This window comes from Pseudomonas sp. BF-R-30, from assembly GCF_019956175.1.
Classification (GTDB): domain Bacteria; phylum Pseudomonadota; class Gammaproteobacteria; order Pseudomonadales; family Pseudomonadaceae; genus Aquipseudomonas; species Aquipseudomonas jessenii.
Genome location: NZ_JAHBDE010000002.1, coordinates 43,404 through 68,534, shown reverse-complemented (window position 1 = coordinate 68,534; position 25,131 = coordinate 43,404). Strand labels below are relative to the sequence as shown.

Below are 25,131 nucleotides of genomic sequence, written 5' to 3'. Positions count from 1 at the left end.
TTTCTCGCAGCAACTTGAAGGGGCGAACAAAGACGCCTTGAGGATTATTGAACAACAACGGGCTTACGCCAACGCTCATCCGCCCACAGCTATCTACCGCGTGGCAACCGCGGGCAGCCAACCTCGTAATGACAGGAGGATTCAGCGTGCAACTTCGCCGTGGGAGTTCACATAGGATAAGCACCTAGACCGGGAGTACAGTCTTGACATCATCACTGACATTTAACCGTGCCGCGAGGCTTTCCCGTAGATATACATCCGAGATGCGCGAGAGTTCCCGGCTCTCGCTAGCCTTTGTATCTGGCAATATCGCGCATGTGATTATTGCGACTACGGACGTAATAATGGCTGGATGGATTAGTACCGAGGCGTTAGCTGCGTCGACTTTGGCACAGGGCCTCTACTATCTTCTGTTTTTATTATTTTCCGGGCTACTCATTTCTACAATCCCGTTTATTACTGATGCATTGGTATTTACGGCAAAAGAAGAACAATATGCATCTGTATCAACCAGCTGCATTCAGCTCATAGCAGCTGCATTTTTAATATGCTTAGCAATGCTCTATTTTACGAAAGAAATATTAGTTTTTTTTGGCCAGGATCCGCTTTTATCTCTCGAAGCTCAGAGATACATGAATAGCCTGATGTGGAGCATCGGTCCAGCGATTTTATTTGTACACCTCAGAAATGTTTTATCAATAATGGGATCAGCGCGATATACAGTTATCGCAATTATTATAGCATCGATCTTTAACTTCGTTGCCAACCTGATTCTAATATTTGGTTTTTTGTGGATACCCCCCTTGGGTTTGTTCGGTGCAGGTATCGCCACGACGCTAACAAACATTTTGCTTTGTATATTGCTGGTCATATTAGGCTTAATGAATCCGCAGTTCAGGGGGCGGCAGCACTGTATAAAATTGACAGTAGTGAGAGGGTGGTTGATGCTGCCTATTTTAAGAAACGGTATTCCGGTCTCTTTAACGCAGGCAAATGACACGCTATTTTTCTTCATCCTCACAATCATAGTGGGTAAGTTTGGAGTCGTTGCGTTGGCTGCTCATGGTATCGCAATGCAAGTTCTTCAAGTCGTATTTACAATACCTAATGGCATTTCTCAAGCTTCTACTACGAGAATAAGCCTCTGCTCTCCTTTGGGGGTGTATTCGCGGCGGACGAGTGACGCCGGATGGAGTGCTTTATGGCTCAGCTGGATAGTACTCACTGTAATATCTTCTATCCTGATTATTTTTTCCCATGATATTGTTCAGCTATTTGTTGCTCGCGGTGAAGGTGGAGATGACGAGTTTATCAAGCTTTCTAGCCTTTTTGTCTGCATTTTAGGAATCTTCCATTTCTTTGATGGAAGTCAAATGGTACTGCTCGGTATATTTAGGGGCTTGAAACAAACCGTCTTTCCGATGTTGCTTTCGATTATTTGTTTTTGGCTAGTGGGGCTACCGCTCGCTCTCTTCTTGGCATTTTATACTGACCTAGGAGCAGCGGGTGTATGGTGTGGCGTAGGGCTTGGACTTATAGCGCTGTTCTCTCTACTTCTATTTAGATGGATCCGATACAAAGCTCCGGCGCAGGTTGCGGCATGAGAAATCTATACGGCATTCGAGGTATAAATTACATACTGAGCCTGCCATTGCTCGAGAGGCTATTCTTCGTGTTCGACAAACCGGCGCTCAAATACGTAGCCAGGGCCCGTTGCTGGCTCATATCAATGACTCTGCTGATGTCTGGGCGCGACTTTGGCAGACGCAAATCCAATTAGGTATTATTCCTTACTATATGTTTATCGAGCGTGATACCGGGGCCCGCCGGTATTTTGAAGTCCCTCTTGTATGTGCGTGGGAAATTTACCGGGACGCGGTCAAACAAGTTTCAGGTATTGCCAGGACTGCCAGAGGACCTTCGATGAGCGCAGATCCGGGGAAAGTTGAGGTCTGCGGTTTAGCTGAAATTCGAGGAGAAAAGGTGTTTGTTTTACGTTTTATCCAAGCACGAAACCCGGATTGGGTGCAGAGGCCATTCTTCGCACGATTTGATCCCGATGCTACGTGGTTCGATCAACTAAAACCGGCTTTTGGGGAGACTGCGTTCTTTTTCGAGAGGGAGGTTTCTTAACCCGTTTTTGCCAGCGTTGCCGCTGATGATCAAACTGCCAGGCTGGGACAATGTGCCCCCACTCAATACTCTGTGCGCGGTTTTCATGGATCCGCGTTTCATAACTGCAGGACGCGAGATCAACTGGTCGCGGTAGGAATGGCAGCCAACTGCCACCCCCGCACAGATCCGTACGTGCGGAATTACCGCATACAGCTCCCGCCTTGGGTTATGAGTAAGCGCTCCACACACACCACCGACTTCAATGTGAGTAGCCCGCTCAACTATTCGCGCGTTCTTTGACACCATCGATCACGAGTGGATGATGTGCTTTCTGCAACACCGAATCGCGGATCGACGGGTGTTAGCGTTAATAGTCCGATGGCTGCGTACAGGTGTTCTTGAAAACGGAAAGCGAACTCCTGCGAAGCAGGGCACACCACAAGGTGCGCCTATTTCACCGCTATTAGCCAATATCTATCTGCGCTTGCGGCTGGAAAAGGCGCGGCAGTTGCTGCGTCAGACCGACATGAGTGTGCTGGAAGTGAGCATTGCCTGCGGGTTTGAATCGCCGTCGTATTTCACCCGCAGTTATCGGGCGAAATATGCACGGTGCCCACGAGAAGACCGGCGTACCGCAAAAGCATGAACACTCGAGATCCGCTGTAGAAGCGAGCTCTGCTCGCGAAAAACGCCTGGGCGACGCGTTCATTCAGGTAGCACGCGTAATCGTTAACGCCCATCGCGAGCAGGGTTCGATCGACGCGCTGGATGCCGACAGCCGAAGCTTCGTGTCGCCGGTCGAGCATCCAAGCACTTGTGCCGTATCGGCCAAAGTGATCAAGACCGCGTGATCAGCACCGCCGATTGTTGAAGAAAGTGACCGCCCTTGCAGCGGTCACGGCGGTGCTGATCATGATTGCGCCATCTCAGCGTTTGACGCCCAGATCGATTTGGGTCATGCGACTACGAATGGTAAACACGCCATCACCCGAGAGAATCGCACTGCGAGCAAACAGGCGCCCGCTCTCCCAGTTCGAAAGCCCCAGTTCCGGCTTGTTCAACGCGTACTGGCCGTCGACCCAACGGGTGATGCCGTTGCCGACAAAAGGCGCGTTGACCGCGTTGTAGAAACGCTCCTGAGCCTCGGCACTTTCACTGATCAATGACACGGTGAATTGCGGGCTGTAGCGATTGAACAAGGCAATGGCATCGTCCAGGTTGTCGACGATCTTCAAGCTGACTTCCGGGGTTTCTTCCCACTCCCATTCACGGCCCAATTGATCTTCCGGCAACGGCTCGGCCTGCGCCTCGCTCTGATAGCCTTCGGCACGGTATACCTGGACCGTTGCAGCCAGCCAGTCTTGCGGCAGGTGCGACTCGCTGCCTTCAACGATATGCAGCTTGCAGCCCTGGCCCCGTGCGGTGCCGGCCTGCTTGAGTGCGTCGAGGAACAGCGGCACCAGTTCAGCGGCGCGGTCGCGGTGAATCAGGCAGACGTTCAGGGTGTTGCAGACCTTGCGGTCCAGGGAGTTGCGCACCACGGCGGCAAAGCGCGGGGCGTCGGCATCGGCGTTGGCGATCAGCCACGCACCACCGGTGCCGTGCAGGCTGACCGCCGTGCCGGCCTGCTGCGCGATGCTGCCCAACTGGCTGACGGCGCGACCCGAACCACGGGCCACTGCCAATGACAGGCGTCGGTCAGCGAACATCGCCCAACCGGCGGCGTGGTTGACACTTTCTACCAGCGACACGGCTCCGGCCGGCAAACCGGCGTCGCTCAGCGCAGGGTTCAGTGCATGGGTGACGATCGCCTGGGCGGTGCCCAACGCATCACTGCCGATGCGCAGCACCGCGGTGTTGCCGGTACGCAATACACCGGCCGCGTCGGCAAACACATTCGGCCGGCCTTCGAAGACGAACGCGACGATGCCCAGCGGCGAGACCACTTGCTCGACTTTCCAGCCGTCGTGCTCGACGCAACTGATCACCTTGCCACGACTGGCCGGTGCATCGCGCCAGGCGCGCAGGCCGGCGATCATGTCGCGACGCATGCGCTCATCGGCCAGCAACCGGGTGGTCGAGCGACCGCGCGCCTTGGCCCGCTCGATGTCGGCCAGGTTGGCAGCTTCGATCAAGGCCCAGCACTGCGCGGTTTCCAGGCGTTGGGCAAACAGGTCGAAGAAGGCGCTGATGGCTTGATCGGACACTGCCGACAGCGCGGTGAATGCCGCCTGGGCGCGCTCGATCGCGACGTTGGCCGCTTGCTGGTCTGCCACGGGGATCAGCAGCAACTCGCCGCTGACCTGCTCCACCAGCAGGTGGTCACCGGGCTGGAAGCGTTGCGCCAGTTCGGGGCTGACGACAGTGACACGATTACCGGCGAAAGGGATTGGCGTGCCAGCGACTAGACGTTCGAGCGCAAGAGACATGAAGCGGTTTCACCATGCAGGGGGCGGCCGGAAAATGTATAGCAATTTCCCTGGAGCGTCACGCTTCGCACCGGCGATCCCCTGTGGGAGCGGGCTTGCTCGCGAATACAGTGTGTCAGCCACATTGATGGTGCCTGACACACCGTATTCGTCGGAACGCCGCCCGGAGCAAGCCCGCTCCCACCCTGGTTGTGCATTGGATGAAAAACCCCATGGTTACGTATCTCAGTGTATACAGCCCCACCCCAGACACACCCCGCACTCAAAACCCCGCCACAACGACACACCGCAGATACACCCCATTGATGAAATACGCCTGTCGATTGGCCAAGCCGATCAAAGCGCTCAACTCTCGGGGGTATGCCGTTGCCCCGCCGCCCTGACCTGAAAGAGAACTACGCCCATGAACACTTCCGTTTCTTCGGCCGTCAAAGGCCTGCACCTGAACCTCGACCGTGCCGGCGACTGGTTTGCCCCCCTGGCGCTGCGGGTGTTTCTCGCCTGGGAATTCTTCGAGTCCGGCCTGGAAAAATTCAACGGCCAGAATTGGTTCGCCGATATCCAGGAGCGCTTCCCGTTTCCGTTCGACCACCTTCCAGCGACGCTGAACTGGGAACTGTCGATGTGGGCCGAACTGATCTTCGCCCTGACCTTGCTGGTGGGCCTGGGCACACGTTTTTCGGCGCTGAGCCTGATGGTGGTGACCCTCGTCGCAACCGCCGCCGTCCATTGGCCCGCCGACTGGCACACTCTCAGTGAACTTGCCCAAGGCTATGCCATCAGCAACAAGGGTTACGGCAACTTCAAGCTGCCTTTGATCTATCTTGTGGCCCTCACGCCGCTGTTGCTGTCGGGTGGCGGTAAGCTCGGCATCGATGCGCTGCTGGCGCGTTGCTTCTGGCGACGCTGAAACGACAGCTGCAACGCCGACAAACAAAAAGGGGACTTCCATGAAGTCCCCTGTTTTTTTTCCCCGGAACTAACCCATCACCTCTTCCAGCCCGGTCTGTTCCGCCAGCTTTGGATGCGCGCTGCGCTCATGCACATGGGATTGCGGCGTGCGGTCGATCAGCAGGCTCAGCAGTTCCGGGCGGCTGTAGTGTCCACGGGAATCCATCATGCGCTTGCGCTTGTCGATCAGGCCCATGTCGAGGTCGGCGATCACCTCGCCCTCACCTTCATGCAACGAACCCAGCACCGAGCCATCCGGGCTGATGATCGCGGTGTAGCAACCGCCGGAGATCGGACCGATGGCGCAACCGGTGTCGGCCATGATCTGCGCCTGTTGCTCGGGGTACAGCCACGCCGTGGAGTTGACCACAAAGCACGCGGCCTCCAGAGCATGCTGACGAATGCTGACTTCCATTTGCGAGGCGAACAGCGGACCTGCAAACGACCCCGGGTACATGGCCGCATGGATCTGTTCGCCATCGGCCATCAAGGCATAACGGGCCAGCGGGTTGAAATGCTCCCAGCAGGCCAGTTGCCCGATGCGCCCTACCGCGCTGTCGACGGCCCGCAGGCCTGAGCCGTCGCCCATGCCCCAGATCATGCGCTCGTGGTAGGTCGGGGAAATCTTGCGGCGACGCTGGATCAGCGAGCCGTCGGCATCGAACAGCAACTGCGTGTTGTACAACGTGCCGCCATCGCGCTCGTTGACGCCGATGGACACGACCATCCCCGCTTGCCTGGCCGCAGCGCCGATGGCATCGGTGGCATGCGAAGGCACGGTGACTGCCTGGTCCAGCAGCTTGAGGTGTTCGGCGGCCATTTCGAATGGCGACTGCACGTAGGAAAAGTACGGGTAGTACGGCACCACGGTTTCCGGGAATACGGCGAATTGCACACCCTGCTCGCCGAGTTCGAGAATCTTCTGCACCACTTTGTCGACGGTGCCTTCTCGGCTGTAAAGAACAGGGCTGATTTGTACGGCGGCGGCTTTGACGAGGGTCATGGCGGTGATCTCATTGAGGAAAAGGTTTCAACGAGATAAATATTACGCAAATAATATTAAGACCTGAATGTCGTATACACCACCTTTCAGGACATCACGATTCAGCCCCGACTGGCACGCTGAATCACCTGCGGCGGCTGCCCGAACGCACGAATAAAAGCGCGGCGCATCCGCTCCCGGTCACCAAAGCCGGTGTCCGTCGCTACCACATCGATAGAGTGCCGTCCGGTTTCCATCATCAACCGGGCCGACTCCACCCGCAGGTTTTCGATGGCCTTGGCCGGAGACTGGCCGGTTTCGGCATGAAACACCCGGCTGAATTGCCGAGGGCTGAGATTGGCCGCACTGGCCAGCTCCTCGACCGACAGCGCGGACTTGAGATTCTGCCTGGCGTAATTCAGCGCGGCCTGTATGCGATCGGTCTTGGGGGCCAGCTCCAGCATCACCGAAAACTGCGACTGCCCGCCGGAACGCCGGTGATACACCACCAATTGCCGCGCTACCTTGCGTGCAACGTCGACGCCCAGATCGTTCTCCACCAGGGCCAGCGCCAGATCGACGCAAGCGCTCATGCCGGCAGCCGTCCAGACGTTGCCGTCGTTGATGAAGATCCGGTCTTCCTCGACCTTCACGTTCGGGTACGCCTTGCGAAAGGCCGGCACATGCGCCCAGTGAGTGGTCGCCCGCCGACCATCAAGCAAACCGGCCTGGGCCAAGGCAATCGCCCCCGTACAAATCGAGCCCAGACGCCGGGTGCCGTGGCTGGCGCGACGCAGAAACTCCAACATGCCCGGCGTGGTCGGGCGGATCAGGTTGTCGCCCAGGACCAGCAGCGTATCGAACGCGCGCTGATCGAACGCTTCGGTCTGCACTGCAAAACCGGCGGACGTTTGCACCAGCCCACCCGGCTCGGACAGCAATGCAATCCGGTACAACGGCTCGTCGCCGGCGCTATTGGCCAACTCGAAGGCGGCACACATGGCCAGGCCCAGAACCTGGAAGCCGGGGTAAACAATGAGTCCGATCTGGTGCATGGCGATATGACCCTAAACGTGGCATGCCTGATGTTCAGGCCAGAAGACTTGTACTCTAACCCGAACAGCAGGCGCCGGGCATCAGGGTGGAGCACCTCGCGCATCGGCCGATAGCGACGGATAATCAGGTGGTTTGCATCTCACCGAGGAATTGCAGGATGTCACTGACTCTTTATTTCCATCCGCTCTCGTCGTTCTGCCACAAAGCGCTGATCGCTCTCTATGAACTGGGAATCGAGTTTGAAAAAAGGGTCATAGACCTGGGCAACGAGGCTGACCGGGCCGAGCTTCAAGCGCTGTGGCCGATCGGCAAGTTTCCGGTGCTGCGCGATCACGCCCGGCAAAAGGATGTGCCGGAGTCGAGTGTGATCATTGAGTACCTGGACCGGCTTCATCCCGGCCAGGTGCATCTGGTTCCGGACGACTGGGAAACCGCGCTGGAGGTGCGTCTGTGGGATCGTTTTTTCGACCTGCACATCCAGGTGCCGATGCAGAAGATCGTCGCTGACAGAATCAATGCCGCAAATGGCGACCTGACCCGCGAACGCGCCGCGCTAATGACGGCGTACGGCATGCTTGAACGTCAGCTGACGGCAAGAACCTGGGTCGCCAGCCCCGCGTTCAGCATGGCCGACTGTGCCGCCGCCCCGGCACTGTTCTACGCCAGCACCCTCGTACCCTTTCCCGGCGATCATCGCCACTTGAGTGCTTATTTCGACAGGTTGACCCAAAGGTCCTCGGTCAAGCGGGTCATCGACGAGGCAAGGCCGTATTTTTCCTGGTACCCGTTTGCCGAGGCCATTCCGGAGCGCTTTCGATAGTGGCGCCAACGCGACCGGGGAACGGGAGGCAAAAAACCAACGAATCGACGAATAATAACCGTCGGTCGAGTGTTTTCTGATTATGCAGGAATAAAAAAATGGCAGGGGCGGCTGGATTCGAACCAACGCATGGCAGGATCAAAACCTGCTGCCTTACCGCTTGGCGACGCCCCTGTATCTGTTGCGATGAGTGCCTGGCACTCGCTTTCTTGAGTGGCAACAAGACCTGTTGCCTGCTCTCGCGGCTGGTTCCCTGAGGGTCGCTGCAAGAGTGGGCGCAAATTTACCAACTTTTTCCTCGTCTGGGAAGCCCAAACAAAAAAAATTGTTCATTAAAACAGGCGCTTAGTGTTGAGCCGGATCTCGGGGATTTATCGGCGCACATTCAGCCCGAACAGCTCTGCTACGCTTTTCAATACTCGAATTGAATCGGGAATCGTTTATGCAACACCCTTCCCTTGCCATTTGAGGGCGCCAAAAGTGAAAGGCAAATTAATGGGGGCCGCTGCAACCCTTCTGGTACTCGGGACCGCGGTTTATGGGTTGAACACCTGGGAACACATCCAGAACCAGCGACAGGAAGCGGTCTGCAAGGCCGCCCGGGAGCATCTGAATGACCTGGAAACCCAAGCGCGAGCCTTGGCCTCCGGGTTGACGGTCGAAGCCTATGCCGAAGCCGAAAAAGCCGAGGCCGGCCAGTTGGTCCTGGCACTCGATACCGCCAGGAATGAAGCCGAGGTCGATGCCGTCATCGACAAGCACGCCGCTGCCATCGAGGCGCAGATAACGGCCGAGGAGGCTGAGGTTCAGTCCCGAGGCGAACAACCCTTCCTCGGTCAGGAACTGAAAAGGCAACGCATCCCGACCGACGTCAAACAGGAATTCAAACGAGCTGAAAAGGCCGTCGCCGATACCTGTAAATAGTGTCGACCGCCAGCTCCAGGTTTATCGTCAGCGTCTGGAATTCAGCAAAAGAGGTTTCAGGCTGGAACAGGTGAGCGCGCCGTTGCGGCGCACTCACCGGTCACTCAGTGCGGTGCGCGCGGGATGGTCTTGAGCAGGTCTTCGGGGCTGATGTGCCCCACCACGCTGCCCGGTTGCGGCAGGTTGAGGATGTGGCCTTTCATCTTGCCGATGATGTGCATTTCACAAGGCTTGCAGTCGAACTTCAACGTCAGCACTTCATCGCCGTGTATCAGCTGCATCGGTGCAACCTTGGTGCGCACGCCAGTCACGCCCTTGGCCTGTTTCGGGCACAGGTTGAAGGAGAAACGCAGGCAGTGCTTGGTGATCATCACCGGCACCTCGCCGGTTTCCTCGTGGGCCTCGTAGGCCGCGTCGATCAGCTTGACGCCGTGGCGGTGATAGAAGTCGCGGGCCTTCTGGTTGTAGACGTTGGCCAGGAAGGACAGGTGCGACTCCGGGTACACCGGCGGCGGCGTGGTCTCGGCCTTACGGCTGCCACGCGGGTGGGCGGCGATCCGCGCTTCGGTCAAGGCGTCGATCACTTCACGGCGCAGGGCCTTGAGCTGCGAGTTGGGGATGAAGTACGCCTGCGGCGCGTCCAGCTTGATGTCGATGGCGTGGTACTGCGTGGTACCCAGTTGGCCGAGCAGATCCTGCAATTGCTCCAGCGCCTGTTCCGGCTTGTTGGCGGCACCGAACGGGCCGGCCAGGGTGACGCTGGCGCTGATGCCCTCTTCGCTGGTAGCGGTCAGTTCCAGCTGCTCTTCACGCAGGCAAGCGACCCAGTTCAGGGCAATGCGACGCTCGGCGGAGGTCTTTTGCAGCGCCTGTTGCCAGTTGTGATCAAGGTTGCGATTCAGCGGATGATTGGGGCGCAGCTTGTACATCCCCTCCGGCATCTCATTGGGCTCGACGCGATAGCGATAACGCTTCTCGCCGTCCTCCTCGAATTCGCCTTTGGGTTCGGCGATGTTGGCGCGGAAACCCACCACTTCCCGCTTGACCAGCACATTGAGGCCGTCGCCGTTGGACAGCGGCTCGTGCGTCACGACCTGCATGTCACGCTTGGCGACTTTCTCGACCACACCCACCGGCAGACCGGTGAAGGTCGGCGAGTCAAAGGCGCCGATATCGATCTTGCGGTCAGTGACGAAGTAATCGGTGCTACCACGGTGGAAGGTTTTTTCCGGGTCGGGCAGGAAGAAGTGCGCGGTGCGGCCGCTGGAGGCACGGGCCAGGTCCGGACGGTCTTCGAGCACGGCGTCGAGGCGCTGGCGGTAGTAGGCGGTGATGTTTTTCACATAGCCCATGTCCTTGTAGCGGCCCTCGATCTTGAACGAACGCACGCCGGCCTCGACCAGGGCGCGGATGTTGGCGCTCTGGTTGTTGTCCTTCATCGACAGCAGGTGCTTTTCGTAGGCGATCACCCCACCTTTTTCGTCCTTGAGGGTGTACGGCAGACGGCAGGCCTGGGAGCAGTCGCCACGGTTGGCGCTGCGCCCGGTTTGCGCGTGGGAAATGTTGCACTGGCCGGAAAACGCCACGCACAACGCACCATGGATAAAGAACTCGATGGCTGCGTCGGTTTCGTCGGCGATGGCGCGGATCTCCTGGAGATTCAGCTCGCGGGCCAGCACCAGTTGCGAGAAACCGGCCTGATCGAGGAACTTCGCTCGCTCCAGGGTGCGGATGTCAGTCTGGGTACTGGCGTGCAACTCGATCGGCGGAATGTCCAGCTCCATCACCCCCAGGTCCTGGACGATCAGCGCATCGACGCCGGCGTCGTACAACTGATGGATCAGCTTGCGGGCCGGTTCCAGTTCGTTGTCGTGCAGGATGGTATTGATGGTGGTGAACACCCGGGCGTGGTAGCGACGGGCGAACTCCACCAATTGGGCGATATCACTCACTTCGTTGCAGGCATTGTGGCGGGCGCCGAAGCTCGGGCCACCGATGTAGATGGCATCGGCGCCATGCAGGATGGCCTCGCGGGCGATGGCGACATCGCGGGCAGGGCTGAGCAATTCCAGGTGATGTTTGGGCAAAGACATAGTTTTTTTAGTCAGGCTTGTCACGGTCGAGGCGTGCATTGTAGCGGCGAAACGCCTGACCGGCACCCGTATGCTGCCAGGTGGTGCTTCGAGCAGGCCTGGCATGCCTCATCCCCTGTGGGAGCGGGCTTGCTCGCGAAAGCGCTGGGTCAGTCAACACTTGTGCCAGCTGACACGCCGTCTTCGCGAGCAAGCCCGCTCCCACAGGGTTTTGTGTATGTCTGACTGAGATCAGGCCTTGGCCGCCATCGCGGTCACTTCCACACGCATGCCTTCAACCGCCAACGAGGCAACCCCGACAGCAGCGCGCACTGGCCATGGTTTGGCGAAGTAGCGCTTGTAGACTTCGTTGAACGCGGCGCGGTCGGCCATGTCGGTGAGGTAGATGGTCAGGTGCATCACGCGGTCCATGGAACTGCCGGCTCGCTCCAGCGCGACCTTCAGTGCTTGCAGGGTGCATTCGCTTTGCAGGGTGATGTCGCCCAGTTCCAGGCTGCCGTCGGCGCGGGTGGGGATCTGGGTGGAGACCAGCACACCGCCGAAACCGACAACGTCGGAGGAAATCGAATCCGCATCAGGATCAGGGGTGAAGGTCAGGTCGTGGTTTGCCATGAGGACTCTCTTGCTTGAGGTGGTGAGGCAGGCGCCTTTTGCGCGGCCAGTTTACAGGGCCATTGGCGGCGCGTCGCTAATCCAGACCGGACGGCTGCTGGTGACCGGTGGCCTGCCGGTACTGGCGCGGGGTGAAACCGGTCAACGCCTTGAACTGCCGGGTGAACGCACTGTGGTCGGTATAGCCGCATTGCAGGGCGACCTCGGTGATCGGCATATCGGTGTGGAGCAGTCGATGCGCGTGTTCCAGACGAACCTTCTGGATCATCTGCCGTGGCGTCAGGTGAAACACGCGCTTGCAGTAGCGTTCCAGTTGCGCCACGGAAATACCGGCGATGCGCGTCAACTCGCCCAGGGTGACGCGACGGTTGAAATGCGCGCGAATGTGCTCGTCCACTGCCGCCAGGCGCTGGTACGCCGGGTGCGTGTCACTGGCCGATTGCAGGTCGACCGAGATGCCCGCCAGACCGATGATTTCATTGCGGCGGTTATACAAGGGGCGCTTATGGGTCAGGCACCAGCCCGGCTCGCGGCTGCCATACAGATGCAACTCCAGCTGGTCTTCCAGCACCAGCCCCTGCTCCAGCACCCGCCGGTCCTGCTCGGTGTAACCAGGCCCCAGTTGCTCCGGGAACACCTCGGCGCTGGTTTTACCCAATAGCGGCTGGAGCTGCTTCAAGCCACAGCGTTGCACCAGCGTGCGGTTGGCCATGACATAGCGCGCCTGGACATCCTTGATAAAGATCGCCGCATTCGGAATGACATCCAGCATGGGCAGCAAAAGTGCGACACCTGCCAGCAGTTGCTCGATGGATTCGGGGCGGTTCGAGTCGTCGCCCTGGCACAACAGCGTAAACGCATCCTGAGTCATCAACCGGTCCCTCGCAAAAATCAGACATTTCCCATTGTGCTGATTTCGTCATCGACACCCAAGGAAAACATCAATCGCGGGCACGCCGCCAAGTTCACTCTATGGCCACCGCCCTCCTCGGCAAAACCGACCGGGGCGTCTTGAAGTGCACACCTGCCTATCCAATAACTCACAAGAAGGCGATGCCATGTCAGGCCAAGGCAAGTTCAAAAAACAACTTTCGTTGATAGACCTTACGTTTATCGGACTGGGGGCCATCTTCGGCTCCGGCTGGTTGTTCGCAGCCAGTCACGTGTCCGCCATCGCGGGGCCGGCGGGGATCTTTTCCTGGCTGCTGGGCGGTTTTGCGGTGCTGCTGCTGGGCATCGTCTACTGTGAACTCGGCGCAGCGCTGCCCCGGGCCGGCGGTGTGGTTCGCTACCCGGTTTACTCCCACGGCCCGTTGCTGGGTTACCTGATGGGCTTCATCACGCTGATCGCGTTTTCCAGCCTGGTGGCCATCGAGGTGGTCGCCGCGCGCCAGTATGCCGCTGCGTGGTTTCCCGCATTGACCCAGGCCGGTTCCAGCAATCCAACGGCGATTGGCTGGCTGGTTCAATTCGGCCTGCTGTGCCTGTTCTTCATGCTCAACTACTACAGCGTGAAAACGTTCGCCAAGGCCAACAACTTGATCAGCATGTTCAAGTTCATCGTGCCGCTGCTGGTGATCGGCGTGCTGTTCACCTTCTTCAAACCAGAGAACTTCCAGTCCCAGGGCTTCATGCCGTTCGGGCTGTCAGGTGTCGAGATGGCGGTGTCCGCCGGCGGCATTATCTTCGCCTACCTGGGGCTGACACCGATCATCTCGGTGGCCAGCGAAGTGAAGAATCCCCAACGCACCATCCCGATTGCACTGATCCTCTCCGTACTGCTGTCCACCGCCATCTATGTGTTGTTGCAAGTGGCGTTCCTCGGCGGCGTGCCTACCGAAATGCTCGCCAACGGTTGGGCCGGCGTGGCCAAGGAACTGGCCCTGCCCTACCGCGACATCGCCCTGGCATTGGGTGTGGGCTGGCTGGCTTATCTGGTGGTGGCCGACGCGGTGATCTCTCCCAGCGGTTGCGGCAACATCTACATGAACGCGACACCGCGAGTGATCTACGGCTGGGCGCAGACCGGCACCTTCTTCAAGGTCTTCACGCGCATTGACGAAAAGTCCGGCATCCCGCGTCCGGCGCTGTGGCTGACCTTCGCCCTGTCGGTGTTCTGGACCCTGCCCTTCCCCTCCTGGGAAGCGCTGATCAATGTGGTCTCCGCCGCGCTGGTGTTGAGCTACGCAGTGGCCCCGGTGTCGGTGGCTGCCCTGCGCCGCAATGCGCCGGACATGCCGCGGCCGTTCAAGGTCAAGCGCATGGGCGTCCTCGGTCCGGTGTCATTCATCATCGCCGCGCTGATCGTCTACTGGTCTGGCTGGAGCACCGTGTCCTGGCTGCTCGGCCTGCAGATCCTGATGTTCGTGGTGTACCTGCTGTGCGGACTTTTCGTGCCGACCCAACACCTGAGCCTGGCCCAACAAGTGCGCTCTTCGGCATGGCTGATCGGCTTCTACGCCGTGACTATCGTGCTGTCCTGGCTCGGCAGCTTCGGCGGCATGGGCGTACTCACCCATCCCTTCGACACACTGGTCGTGGCGGCCTGCGCGATGGGCATCTACTACTGGGGCGCGGCCACCGGGGTGCCGGCGCATCTGGTTCGCCTGGAAGACGAGGACGGAGAAAGCCAAGCCGATCCTGCTCACACCGGCACGACCACAGGCCAGCGTCCGATCGGTGTATCCGCCCAGACCTCTCACTGAAATTCAGGCCGGCAAAGCCTGCGTGTTCCTCTAATGGAATGGTTTATGAAAAAAGTACATGTCATTGATTCCCACACCGGCGGCGAGCCGACTCGCCTGGTGATGTCGGGCCTGCCCCAGTTGCCCGGCCGGACCATGGCCGAGAAGCGCGATGCCCTGCGCGAGCAGCATGACCAATGGCGTCGCGCCTGCCTGCTGGAGCCCCGTGGCAACGATGTGCTGGTGGGGGCGCTGTATTGCGAACCGGTGTCGCCGGATGCCACTTGCGGCGTGATCTTCTTCAACAACGCCGGCTACCTCGGCATGTGCGGTCACGGCACCATCGGCCTGGTCAACTCGCTGCATTACCTGGGGCATATCCAGCCCGGCGAGCACAAGATCGATACGCCGGTCGGCCCGGTCAGCGCCACGCTGCATGAGGACGGCAACGTCACCCTGCGCAACGTGCCCGCCTACCGCTACCGCCAACAGGTGCCGGTCGAAGTGCCAGGACATGGCCGCGTGTACGGCGACATCGCCTGGGGCGGCAACTGGTTTTTCCTGGTGTCCGATCACGGTCAGGCCTTGCAGATGGACAACGTCGAGTTCCTCACCGAGTACACCTGGGCCATGCTCAAGGCCCTCGAGGCCCAGGGCATCCACGGTGAAGACGGCGCGCTGATCGACCACATCGAACTGTTTGCCGACGACGATCACGCCGACAGCCGCAACTTCGTCATGTGCCCGGGCAAGGCCTACGACCGCTCGCCCTGCGGGACCGGTACCAGCGCAAAACTGGCGTGCCTGGCGGCCGACGGGAAACTGGCCGCCGGTGAACGCTGGGTCCAGGCCAGCATCACCGCGAGCCAATTTGTCGGCAGCTACGAATGGGAAGGCGAACACATCATCCCTTTCATCACCGGCCGCGCCTACATGACCGCCGACAGCACCTTGCTGATCGACGAACAGGACCCCTTTGCGTGGGGCATTTGAGCCCCACGCCTTTTCCCTGACCAAATCTGAATGAACGCCTCAAGGAGTGACAACACAATGAGCGACAACATTTTCACTGGCTGCATCCCTGCACTGATGACCCCATGCACCGCCGATCGCAAGCCGGACTTCGACGCGCTGGTGGCCAAGGGTCGCGAGCTGATCGACATTGGCATGAGCGCCGTGGTGTATTGCGGTTCCATGGGCGACTGGCCGCTGCTGACCGAAGCCGAGCGTCAGGAAGGCGTGGCGCGCCTGGTGGCCGCCGGTGTTCCGACCATCGTCGGCACCGGTGCCGTCAACAGCCGCGAAGCGGTGTCCCATGCGGCACACGCGGCCAAAGTCGGTGCCCATGGCTTGATGGTCATCCCTCGAGTGCTGTCTCGCGGCGCTTCGGCCACCGCGCAAAAAGCCCACTTCGCCGCGATCCTCAAAGCTGCTCCCGGCTTGCCGGCGGTGATCTACAACAGCCCTTACTACGGCTTCGCCACCCGCGCCGACCTGTTCTTCGAACTGCGCCGCGAGTACCCGAACCTGATCGGCTTCAAGGAATTCGGCGGTGCCGCCGACCTGCGCTACGCCGCCGAACACATCACCTCCAAGGACGATGACGTGACCCTGATGGTCGGTGTCGACACCCAGGTGGTCCATGGCTTCGTCAACTGCAACGCCACCGGCGCCATCACCGGCATCGGCAACGCGCTGCCGCGCGAAGTGTTGCGCCTGGTGGCCTTGAGCAAACAAGCGGCCAAGGGCGATGCCAAGGCGCGTCGTCAGGCGCGGGAACTGGAATCGGCACTGGCGGTGCTGTCGTCCTTCGATGAGGGTTGCGACCTGGTGCTCTACTACAAGCACCTGATGGTGCTCAATGGCGACAAGGAATACACCCTGCACTTCAACGAGACCGATGCGCTCAGCGATGCCCAGCGTCGTTATGCCGAGAACCAGTACGCGCTGTTCCGCCAGTGGTACGAGCAGTGGTCGGCCGAACAGGACTTCGCCTGACATTCAGCCTGTACAGCGGCGTGCCAAGGTGCGCCGCCTTTATTTTCGCCCACGGCGGTACGGCGTTTTTTTTCGCAACGCCCCCCCTCTTTGTTTCAGGAAAGACCATGACTCTGACAGGCAACATGTTGATCGGCCAGCAGGCCATCGCCGGCAACCGCGAAGCGATCCGCGGCATCGATCCCGCCACGGATCTACCCCTTGAACCGCCCTATCACGGTGGCAGCGGCGAACACGTCGAACAGGCCTGCGCCCTGGCGTGGAGTGCCCTGGACAGCTACCGCGCGACGTCCCTGGAGGCCCGCGCCGAATTCCTCGAAACCATCGCCAGCGAAATCGAAGCCCTCGGCGATGAATTGATCGACCGCGCCGTGGCCGAGACCGGCCTGCCACGCCCGCGTATCCAGGGTGAACGGGGCCGCACTTGCCAGCAGTTGCGAACCTTTGCCCGCACCGTGCGTGCCGGTGAGTGGCTGGATGTACGGGTCGACTCCGCGCTGCCGGAGCGTCAGCCCCTGCCCCGCCCGGACCTGCGTCAGCGTCAGGTGCCGCTCGGCCCGGTGGCGGTGTTCGGCGCCAGCAACTTCCCCCTGGCCTTCTCCGTCGCAGGCGGTGACACCGCGTCGGCGTTGGCCGCCGGTTGCCCGGTGATCGTCAAGGCCCATGGCGCGCACCCCGGCACCAGCGAGTTGGTGAGCAGAGCCCTGGCCCGTGCGGTCAAACTGTGCGGGCTGCACGAAGGCGTGTTTTCGCTGTTGTTCGGCTCCGGCCGCGAAGTGGGCATCGCCCTGGTCACCGATCCGCGCATCAAGGCCGTGGGTTTCACCGGCTCGCGCAGCGGTGGCATCGCCTTGTGCAACGCGGCCCAGGCGCGTCCCGAGCCGATCCCGGTGTATGCGGAAATGAGCTCGATCAACCCGGTCTTGCTGTTCCCGACAGCCCTGCAATCGCGAGCCGAAGCCCTGGCGCAAGGCTTCGTCGCGTCCCTCACCCAAGGCGCCGGTCAGTTCTGCACCAACCCAGGTCTGGTGATTGCCCGCCAAGGCCCGGACCTAGAGCGCTTCATCCAGTCGGCTGCGCAACTGCTACAGCGCAGCCCGGCGCAGACCATGCTCACCCCCGGTATTTTCAAGGCCTACGAGGCCGGCGTCGGCGCGCTGGCCGAGCATGCCCACGCTGATACAGTGGCCGTCGGCTTGAAGGGCGAAACCCCGAACCAGTGCCAGACCCGCCTGTTCGTCACCCAGGCCAGTGAATTTCTCGCCGACCCGGCGTTGCAGGCAGAAATGTTCGGCGCCGCGTCGCTGATCGTGCAATGCGCCAACGACGAGCAAATCCGTCAGGTCATCGAGCACCTGGAAGGCCAGTTGACCGCCACCCTGCACCTGGACGATGCCGACGTGGAGAGCGCCAGGGCCTTGCTGCCGACTCTGGAGCGCAAGGCCGGGCGTCTGTTGGTCAATGGCTGGCCGACCGGGGTCGAGGTGTGCGATGCCATGGTCCATGGCGGCCCGTTCCCGGCGACGTCCGATGCGCGCACCACCTCGGTCGGCACCGCCGCCATTCTGCGTTTCCTGCGTCCGGTCTGCTATCAGGACTTCCCGGACGCCTTGTTGCCGGCCGCGCTCAAGCACGGCAACCCATTGCAGTTGCGTCGCCTGCTCGACGGCCAGAGAGAAGCCTAGGCCATGTCCAACGACTCCCTTTTCAACAGCCCCAATGCAGTGTCGGACGTTGCCGTGATCGGCGCCGGGATCATCGGCGTCGCCTGCGCCCTGCGCCTGGCGCGCCAGGGCCGGCGGGTGGTGGTCATCGATCAGCAGGAGCCCGGTCGTGGCGCCTCGTTCGGCAATGCCGGGCACCTGGCCACCGAGCAGGTGTTCCCCATCGCCGACCTGTCGATCCTCAAACGCCTGCCCGCCATGCTCATGGACCCGATGGGCCCGCTGCGCCTGGACTGGAAATACATGCCCCGGGCCCTGCCCTGGTTCGCACGCCTGTTGCTCAACCTGCGACCGGCGCCGTTCCAGCGCACCGTGGCCGGCATCCGCGCGCTCAATGAAAGCAGCCTGGGGGCCTGGCACCGGTTGCTGGAGACCATCGACCGCCCCGGGTTGCTCAAGGAAGACGGCTCGTTGCTGGTGTTCGAGCGCGCCGACTCGCAACAGGCCATCGAAGCGCTACAGGCGCGCATGCGCCAGCAACAAGTGCCGGTGGATTTCTGGCGGGCCAAGGCGGTACGCGATGCGGCGCCACAACTCAGCGAGCAGCTCCGGGGCGGATTGTTCTTCCCGCGCACCGGGCATTTTCTCGATCCCTTCCAGGTGGTTGGCGAACTGGTGCACGCGGCCAAAAGCAGCGGCGTGCAGTTCCTCAAGCAGCGGGTCGAGGGCGGGCAATTGAATGAAAGCGGCGTGTCGTTGATCACCGATCAAGGACGCGTCAGCAGTCGACACGTGCTGGTGGCCTGTGGCGCCCATTCCGCCAAGCTCACCGCTGCATTGACCGGCAAGAAGGTGCCGCTGGACACCGAGCGTGGCTATCACCTGATGCTGCCCCACGAACACGGGCGCTTGCCGTTCGCCGTCACCTCGCTGGAGCGCAAGTTCATCATGACGCCGATGGCTGACGGGCTGCGCCTGGCCGGCACCGTCGAGTTCGCCGGCCTCGACCGCCCACCGACCATGGAACGCGCCTGGCAGTTGCACCGCCTGAGCAAAGGCCTGTTCAAACGCGACCTGAGTGCTGAAGCCGCCACGCCGTGGATGGGTTTCCGGCCGTCCTTGCCCGACTCCCTGCCGATCATCGACCGGGTGTGCGACGGCAAGGTCCTGCTCGCCTTCGGTCATCAGCATCTGGGGTTGACCCAGGCGGCGGTCACGGCGGAAATGATCGCGCAAATGGCCTCGCCCTTGACTGGCACCCAGCCCCACAGCCTGCCGGCGACTGCGCCGTACAGGCTGGATCGTTTCTGAGGACCCCGGTCGCGCCGAGCCCAGGTCATTGCAAGGGCGAGAACTTCGCGGGCAGGTAGATCGTCGAGAACATGTCGCGCAGTTGCGGGCCAGAGTTTTCCGGCGGCCAGACGCCGTCGGCGACCGCTTGGGTGCGTACTTGCAGGCGCTGTTCCAAAGTGGTCCATGGCCAGATGTGCAGATAGCGCGGCAGCGAACCGTCAGTGGCATAAAACGCCGCGTACACCGGTGAATACTGTTCGGCGGTTCGCGCTTCGATGGCTTTGCTCCAGCCGTCGAGGGTGGGTTGCAAGCCGCTGCTGACCAGGTCGTAGACGCGCAGTTCATAGAACGGACCGTGCTGGCCTGCGCTCAAGGGTTCGAGGAAGGGAAACAGCGTGTAGTTTTCGATGCGCAGATCGGTGATGAACTCGTTGATGCCAAACGCCCCGCCCCCCAGCAGGAAACGCTCGCGCTCGGCTTGCCTCAGGTGTTCGTCGGCGTAGCCACGCAGCACGGCGATCTGGTTCAACTGGCCGATCTCCGAGGCCCAGCAGCCTATCAACGTGCCGCCGACTTTCGGGTCGTCCAGCGCCGCCTCGATCTGCGCCAACGCTTGCGCAACCGTGCGCACCCGCACGGTAAAAGTGATCAGTTCAAATAAACGCATAACAACTCCGCCCACCGGTTTGCCAAAAGCACACAGCCTAGGGCAGCCCCCACCAGCGGGATATTGAGACGAACCCCATTGGTAACGGCATTTGCCGCAGTGTTCTAGGTAGTTTCTTTACCTTGAGCAGCGCGCTGTAATTCACATATCGTGTTCAATGCCTTCACTTAATGGCGCTTGATGCAGGAATGGCGACGAATATGCTGTGGGTACGTTTCCGTGATCTCGCATGACAACAAGAGCCCACTCCATGCACAGCCCTAGAACGCTCTACCAAAAACACATCGACAGCCACACCGTATGCGCCCTCGACGATCAGGGCCACGTGCTGCTGTACATCGACCGCCAAGTCGCCAACGAGTACACCAGCCCGCAAGCCTTCAGTGGCATGCGCGAAGCCGGTCGCAAAGCCTGGCGCCCGGGCGCAACCCTGGCGGTCGTCGACCACGTCAATCCCACGGCGCCGACACGCACTGCCGCCATGCCGGACGCTGGCGGCGCTCGTCAGGTGTCTTACTTCGAAGAAAACTGCCGCGACTTCGGTATCGAACTGTTCGACGTGCTGGACAAGCGCCAGGGCATCGAGCACGTCGTGGCCCCCGAACAAGGCTTTATCCTGCCCGGCATGGTCGTTGCCGCCGGCGACAGCCACACCACCACCTACGGTGCCCTCGGTGCCTTCGGTTTCGGCATTGGCACTTCGGAAATCGAACACCTGCTGGCCTCGCAAACCCTGGTCTACAAGCGCCTGAAGACAATGCGCGTGACGGTTAACGGTGTACTCGGTACGGGCGTGACGTCCAAGGACATCATCATGGCCCTGATCGAAAAAATCGGCGCTTCCGGTGCCACCGGCTATGCCATCGAGTTCGCCGGCCCGGCGATCAGCGACCTCAGCGTCGAAGCGCGCATGACCATCTGCAACATGGCTGTCGAAGCGGGCGCCCGAGGCGCGTTCATGGCCCCGGATGACAAGGTCTTTGCTTATCTGCAACACAAACCCCGTGCCCCCCAAGGCCAACTGTGGGAACAGGCCGTCGCAAAATGGCGCGGCCTGCACAGCGACGAAGGTGCGGTGTTCGATCGCGAAGTCACGCTGGATGTCGCGGCTCTCGAACCCATGGTCACCTGGGGCACCAGCCCCGATCAGGCCGCATCGGTGGGCGGGCATGTGCCGGACCCGGCCGCGCAACCTGACTTGATCCTGCGTCAGGGCATGCAACGCGCCCTGAACTACATGGGCCTGACACCGGGCATGCCGCTCAGCGACGTGGTGATCAGCCACGCCTTCATCGGCTCATGCACCAACGCGCGCATCGAAGACTTGCGCGATGTCGCCCGCGTCGTGCGCGGCAAACGGGTGGCAGCCCACGTGCGCGCCATGATTGTTCCCGGTTCGACCCTGGTGCGTGATCAGGCCGAAGACGAAGGGCTGGCGCAGATCTTCCTCGACGCCGGGTTTGAATGGCGCCAGTCGGGCTGTTCGATGTGCCTGGCGATGAATGACGACGTGCTCGCCCCCGGTGATCGCTGCGCCTCAAGCACCAACCGAAACTTCGAAGGCCGCCAAGGCGCCGGTGCGCGCACCCATTTGATGAGCCCGGCCATGGTCGCCGCCGCAGCGATTACCGGGCACCTGACCGACGTGCGCACCTTCGCGCTGGAGGCTTGAACCATGCAACCTTTCGATTTCGTCAGCGGCAGCGCCGCCCCGCTCCTGGCCTCCAACATCGACACCGACGTGATCATGCCCAAGCAGTTCCTCAAAGGGATTGATCGCAAGGGGCTGGACAAGGGTCTGTTCTTTGACTTGAGGTTCCTTGAGTCCGGCGAACCCAATCCCGGGTTCATCCTCAACCAACCGGCCTGGAGCGACGCTGCGTTCCTGGTGGTGGGTCCCAATTTCGGCTGTGGTTCGAGCCGCGAACATGCGGTCTGGGGGCTGAAACAGGTCGGCATACGCGCCCTGATCGGCACCAGCTTCGCCGGTATTTTCTACGACAATTGCCAACGCAATGGCGTGTTGGCAATCCAGCTGACCGAGGTTCAACTCAATCAGATTGCCGCGTTGACCAGCAACCCGGCAACGGCTCGAATCAGCGTCAATCTGCCGGAACAAACCATCGAACTGGCAGACGGCAACGTGATCCCGTTCGAGATCGATGAACTGCGCAAGCAATCATTGCTGCTGGGGCTGGATGCCATTGGCACCACGTTGCAACGCGCCGAACAGATTCGCAGCTTCGAGGCGCGGCATCTGGCGGAAAATCCCTGGTTGGGCTGATGAGAACTTTGTAGGAGCAAGCTTGCTCGCGATGGTCGTCATCGATAACGCGTGTTTACTGGCTATACGCGGCGCTCTTGAATCCATCGCGAGCAGGCTCGCTCCTACAGAGATGCCGGTGGTTCATTCAACCGAAAGATGACGAAAGTATTCCTCGAGAAACTCGACGCAAACCCGCAGCTTGGCCGACTGGCTCAACCGCGTCGGGTACACCGCCCAGACGTTGGCGCTCTGGGTGTAATCGTGCAGCACCTGCACCAGTCGCCCCTGCTCCAGCATCGGCTTCACATCCCACATCGAGCGCAACAGGATCCCGCCGCCACTCAGGGCCCACTGCAACACGATCTCACCGTTGTTGGACGATAACGGCCCGCTGACGCGTACCGATTCTTCCTGCCCGTCCTTCGTCAGGCTCCACACGCCGAACGCGTTGTTGCGTTCCTTGAGCACCAGGCAATCGTGGTCTTTCAAGTCCGCCAGCGATTGCGGCACACCCCTGCGCTCCAGGTATTCGGGCGTCGCACACAGCACCCGCCGGTTGCTCACCAGTTTGCGTCCCAGGTGCTGGCCCGGCAGGTCATCACCCACGCGGATTTCCAGATCGAAGCCCTCGCCGACGATGTCGACCACGCGATCAAACACGTCCAGGCGCAATTCAAGCCTGGGATAGGTTTGCGACAGCTCGCAGATCGCCGGTGCCACATGGTTGCGCCCGAAACCGAAGCTGCTGCAGATGTGCAGCGAACCCATCGGCTGTTGCCGCGCCTGTGATATTTCGCCGACGAAGTCATCGAAGTCACCGAGCAACTTCTCCGCCCATACCCGCACCCGCTCGCCGTCGTCAGTCAGCGCGATGCGCCGTGTGGTGCGGTGCAGCAGCCGAGTCGAGAGCGTGGTTTCCAGCACGGAGATGCGTTTGCTGATGTACGCCGGGGAATACCCCAGCTCCTCGGCAGCGCTGGCGAAGCCGTTTTTTCGAACGACGGTGAGGAACACCTTGAGGTCTTCAGGCAAGGGAAATTGATCACGATTCGTGTTCATACGCCTCATACTTTCGCTGTTTATTGCGTCATTAGCGAAGGATACCATCGATCTACCGAGTGGCAATCCATCCCCGGCCAACCGTGGTTTCTGAATCCTCGATAAAAACAACATGAGGAAAGCGCGACATGAACAAGCCCTATGAACAATCCCTGAAAATCGAAACCGCCTCCGACGGCGGATTTGTGCAACGCCTGCGCAGCCTGTGCGCCTACGAAATCGGCGTCATCCCGCTGCCGATCTTTCTCGGCATCGCGGTCATCGTTTATCTCTCGGCCCATCTGGGCTTCCTGCCCAAGAACATGATCGGCGGGCTCGCCGTCATCATGACCATGGGCGTGTTTTTCGGCCAAATGGGCTCGCGCCTGCCGATCCTCAAGGAAATCGGCGGCGGTGCCATCCTGTGCCTGATGCTGCCATCGATCCTGGTGTTCTACGGCTTCTTCGGACCGGCGACGATCGACGCCACCAAAATGCTGATGAAAGAAGCCAACTTCCTTTACTTCGTGATCGCCAGCCTGGTGGTCGGCAGCATTCTGGGCATGAGCCGTTTCATTCTGGTCCAGGGCATGCTGCGGATGTTCATTCCCTTGCTCGTCGGCACCCTGGCCGCCGTTGCCAGCGGGTTGATCGTTGGCAAGTTGGTCGGCTACAGCTTTCACCACACGTTCTTTTTCATCATCGTGCCGATCATTGGCGGCGGGATCGGCGAAGGGATACTGCCCCTGTCGCTGGCCTACTCGGCAATCCTCGGCGGCACGCCGGATATTTACGTGGCTCAACTGGCGCCCGCCGCCGTGGTCGGCAACATCGTGGCGATCATCTGTGCCGGTTACCTGGCGCGCCTGGCCCTCAAGCGCCCGACCATCAATGGCGAAGGCTCGCTGATTCGCGCCAAGGACGAGAATGACCAATTCCTGGTCAAGGAAGACACAGGCACTATTGTCGACTTCCGCGTCATGGGTGCAGGGGTGCTGGTAATCTGCGCGTTCTTCGTCCTCGGCGGCCTGCTGGAAAAAGTCGTGGGCATTCCCGGCCCGGTGATGATGATCCTCACGGCGGTGCTGTTTAAGTACCTTCGGGTGCTGCCGGAAAAACTCGAGAAAGGCGCCAACAGCTTTTACAAACTGGTGTCATCGGCGTTCATCTGGCCGGTGATGATCGGCCTGGGCATGCTCTACGTGCCGCTGGACAGTGTGGTGAAAGTGTTCTCGGTCGGCTACGTGCTGGTATGCGTCTCGGTGGTGGTGTCGATGACCGTAGCCGGCTTCTTCATCGGCAACCTGATGAAGATGTACCCCATCGAATCGGCCATCGTGACCTGCTGTCACAGCGGCCTGGGCGGCACCGGAGACGTGGCGATCCTGTCGGCTTCCAACCGCATGTCGCTGATGCCGTTCGCGCAGATCTCCACGCGCATTGGCGGTGCCTCGACGGTGATTCTGGCGACGATACTGTTGCGGCTTTTTGTTTGACGCGGTGCCGGTGACCCAAGGGTGTTCTCTTGTGCAAGAGAAC

Annotated in this window: 22 protein-coding genes, 1 tRNA gene and 1 pseudogene; 15 read left to right on the top strand and 9 right to left on the bottom strand. The window is 60.5% G+C overall.

The window, feature by feature from the left end; all coding sequences use genetic code 11:
* Positions 1-263: 263 nt before the first annotated feature.
* The 4 genes and pseudogenes from KGB20_RS01175 (at position 264) to KGB20_RS01155 (ending at position 2,966) form a co-directional block, all read left to right on the top strand.
* The gene (locus KGB20_RS01175) at positions 264-1,604 is read left to right on the top strand and encodes an MATE family efflux transporter (RefSeq protein WP_223531838.1); all 1,341 of its coding nucleotides are present in this window, start codon (positions 264-266) and stop codon (positions 1,602-1,604) included.
* A 109-nt stretch (positions 1,605-1,713) separates the two neighbouring features.
* On the top strand, positions 1,714-2,133 hold the full coding sequence (locus tag KGB20_RS01170; RefSeq protein WP_202982167.1) for a hypothetical protein: 420 nt from the start codon (positions 1,714-1,716) through the stop codon (positions 2,131-2,133).
* Positions 2,134-2,398: 265 nt separating this feature from the next.
* Positions 2,399-2,761, top strand: a pseudogene (locus KGB20_RS01160) (helix-turn-helix domain-containing protein); the annotation flags it as partial.
* On the top strand, positions 2,718-2,966 hold the full coding sequence (locus KGB20_RS01155) for a hypothetical protein (protein WP_191628332.1): 249 nt from the start codon (positions 2,718-2,720) through the stop codon (positions 2,964-2,966). The pseudogene KGB20_RS01160 and the gene KGB20_RS01155, both read left to right, overlap by 44 nt.
* Positions 2,967-3,041: 75 nt before the next feature.
* Here KGB20_RS01155 and KGB20_RS01150 read toward each other — a convergent pair whose 3' ends face one another.
* Complete coding sequence (locus KGB20_RS01150; protein ID WP_154862295.1) at positions 3,042-4,544, bottom strand: aldehyde dehydrogenase family protein; 1,503 nt, start codon at positions 4,542-4,544, stop codon at positions 3,042-3,044.
* 403 nt (positions 4,545-4,947) lie between these two features.
* Here KGB20_RS01150 and KGB20_RS01145 point away from each other — a divergent pair, with 403 nt between their 5' ends.
* Entirely contained in the window at positions 4,948-5,454 is a 507-nt protein-coding gene (locus KGB20_RS01145; protein ID WP_154910480.1) for a DoxX family protein, read from the top strand.
* 69 nt (positions 5,455-5,523) lie between these two features.
* Here the strand turns inward: KGB20_RS01145 and KGB20_RS01140 are convergent, their stop codons facing one another.
* A complete protein-coding gene (locus tag KGB20_RS01140; RefSeq protein ID WP_057715240.1) occupies positions 5,524-6,498 on the bottom strand; it encodes a nitrilase-related carbon-nitrogen hydrolase in 975 nt (324 codons plus the stop codon).
* Between the two features lie 101 nt (positions 6,499-6,599).
* Positions 6,600-7,532 (bottom strand): GlxA family transcriptional regulator, encoded by a 933-nt coding sequence (locus KGB20_RS01135; protein WP_154862292.1) that lies wholly within the window; start codon positions 7,530-7,532, stop codon positions 6,600-6,602.
* A 158-nt stretch (positions 7,533-7,690) separates the two neighbouring features.
* Here KGB20_RS01135 and KGB20_RS01130 point away from each other — a divergent pair, with 158 nt between their 5' ends.
* Positions 7,691-8,353 (top strand): glutathione S-transferase family protein, encoded by a 663-nt coding sequence (locus KGB20_RS01130; protein WP_154862291.1) that lies wholly within the window; start codon positions 7,691-7,693, stop codon positions 8,351-8,353.
* 99 nt (positions 8,354-8,452) lie between these two features.
* On the opposite strand, the gene KGB20_RS01125 is transcribed toward KGB20_RS01130, so the two are convergent.
* Positions 8,453-8,527, bottom strand: a tRNA-Gln gene (locus KGB20_RS01125).
* Between the two features lie 321 nt (positions 8,528-8,848).
* Here KGB20_RS01125 and KGB20_RS01120 point away from each other — a divergent pair.
* A complete protein-coding gene (locus KGB20_RS01120) occupies positions 8,849-9,277 on the top strand; it encodes a hypothetical protein (protein ID WP_057715243.1) in 429 nt (142 codons plus the stop codon).
* A gap of 104 nt (positions 9,278-9,381) precedes the next feature.
* Here the strand turns inward: KGB20_RS01120 and KGB20_RS01115 are convergent, their stop codons facing one another.
* From KGB20_RS01115 to KGB20_RS01105, 3 genes are all read right to left on the bottom strand, one after another.
* The gene (locus KGB20_RS01115) at positions 9,382-11,370 is read right to left on the bottom strand and encodes a peptidase U32 family protein (RefSeq protein ID WP_090454936.1); all 1,989 of its coding nucleotides are present in this window, start codon (positions 11,368-11,370) and stop codon (positions 9,382-9,384) included.
* Between the two features lie 231 nt (positions 11,371-11,601).
* The gene (locus KGB20_RS01110; protein ID WP_008021538.1) at positions 11,602-11,982 is read right to left on the bottom strand and encodes a RidA family protein; all 381 of its coding nucleotides are present in this window, start codon (positions 11,980-11,982) and stop codon (positions 11,602-11,604) included.
* Between the two features lie 76 nt (positions 11,983-12,058).
* The gene (locus KGB20_RS01105) at positions 12,059-12,853 is read right to left on the bottom strand and encodes an AraC family transcriptional regulator (RefSeq protein WP_154910481.1); all 795 of its coding nucleotides are present in this window, start codon (positions 12,851-12,853) and stop codon (positions 12,059-12,061) included.
* Positions 12,854-13,040: 187 nt separating this feature from the next.
* Here KGB20_RS01105 and KGB20_RS01100 point away from each other — a divergent pair, with 187 nt between their 5' ends.
* The 5 genes from KGB20_RS01100 to KGB20_RS01080 all read left to right on the top strand — a co-directional run bounded on the left by KGB20_RS01100 (position 13,041) and on the right by KGB20_RS01080 (position 19,639).
* On the top strand, positions 13,041-14,687 hold the full coding sequence (locus tag KGB20_RS01100; RefSeq protein WP_154910482.1) for an APC family permease: 1,647 nt from the start codon (positions 13,041-13,043) through the stop codon (positions 14,685-14,687).
* A 45-nt stretch (positions 14,688-14,732) separates the two neighbouring features.
* Entirely contained in the window at positions 14,733-15,659 is a 927-nt protein-coding gene (locus KGB20_RS01095; protein WP_154910483.1) for a 4-hydroxyproline epimerase, read from the top strand.
* A gap of 57 nt (positions 15,660-15,716) precedes the next feature.
* Positions 15,717-16,664, top strand: a complete 948-nt coding sequence (locus KGB20_RS01090; protein ID WP_154862288.1) for a dihydrodipicolinate synthase family protein — start codon at positions 15,717-15,719, stop codon at positions 16,662-16,664.
* Between the two features lie 107 nt (positions 16,665-16,771).
* Entirely contained in the window at positions 16,772-18,349 is a 1,578-nt protein-coding gene (locus KGB20_RS01085; protein WP_154910484.1) for an aldehyde dehydrogenase (NADP(+)), read from the top strand.
* A gap of 3 nt (positions 18,350-18,352) precedes the next feature.
* Positions 18,353-19,639: an NAD(P)/FAD-dependent oxidoreductase gene (locus KGB20_RS01080; protein ID WP_154910485.1), complete on the top strand. Its 1,287-nt coding sequence runs from the start codon at positions 18,353-18,355 to the stop codon at positions 19,637-19,639.
* Positions 19,640-19,664: 25 nt separating this feature from the next.
* Here KGB20_RS01080 and KGB20_RS01075 read toward each other — a convergent pair whose 3' ends face one another.
* Positions 19,665-20,288, bottom strand: a complete 624-nt coding sequence (locus KGB20_RS01075; RefSeq protein ID WP_154910486.1) for an NIPSNAP family protein — start codon at positions 20,286-20,288, stop codon at positions 19,665-19,667.
* Between the two features lie 250 nt (positions 20,289-20,538).
* Between KGB20_RS01075 and leuC the strand changes: the two genes are divergently transcribed.
* Both leuC and leuD read left to right on the top strand, forming a co-directional pair.
* Positions 20,539-21,960 carry a 3-isopropylmalate dehydratase large subunit gene (gene leuC / locus KGB20_RS01070; RefSeq protein WP_090454929.1) on the top strand — a complete coding sequence of 474 codons (1,422 nt, stop codon included), beginning with the start codon at positions 20,539-20,541 and terminating at the stop codon, positions 21,958-21,960.
* A 3-nt stretch (positions 21,961-21,963) separates the two neighbouring features.
* Positions 21,964-22,572 (top strand): 3-isopropylmalate dehydratase small subunit, encoded by a 609-nt coding sequence (gene leuD / locus KGB20_RS01065; protein ID WP_154862284.1) that lies wholly within the window; start codon positions 21,964-21,966, stop codon positions 22,570-22,572.
* Positions 22,573-22,695: 123 nt separating this feature from the next.
* On the opposite strand, the gene KGB20_RS01060 is transcribed toward leuD, so the two are convergent.
* A complete protein-coding gene (locus KGB20_RS01060; RefSeq protein WP_057715257.1) occupies positions 22,696-23,613 on the bottom strand; it encodes a LysR substrate-binding domain-containing protein in 918 nt (305 codons plus the stop codon).
* A gap of 128 nt (positions 23,614-23,741) precedes the next feature.
* On the opposite strand from KGB20_RS01060, the gene KGB20_RS01055 reads away from it, so the two are divergent.
* Positions 23,742-25,088: a 2-hydroxycarboxylate transporter family protein gene (locus KGB20_RS01055; protein ID WP_154910487.1), complete on the top strand. Its 1,347-nt coding sequence runs from the start codon at positions 23,742-23,744 to the stop codon at positions 25,086-25,088.
* Positions 25,089-25,131: the final 43 nt, after the last annotated feature.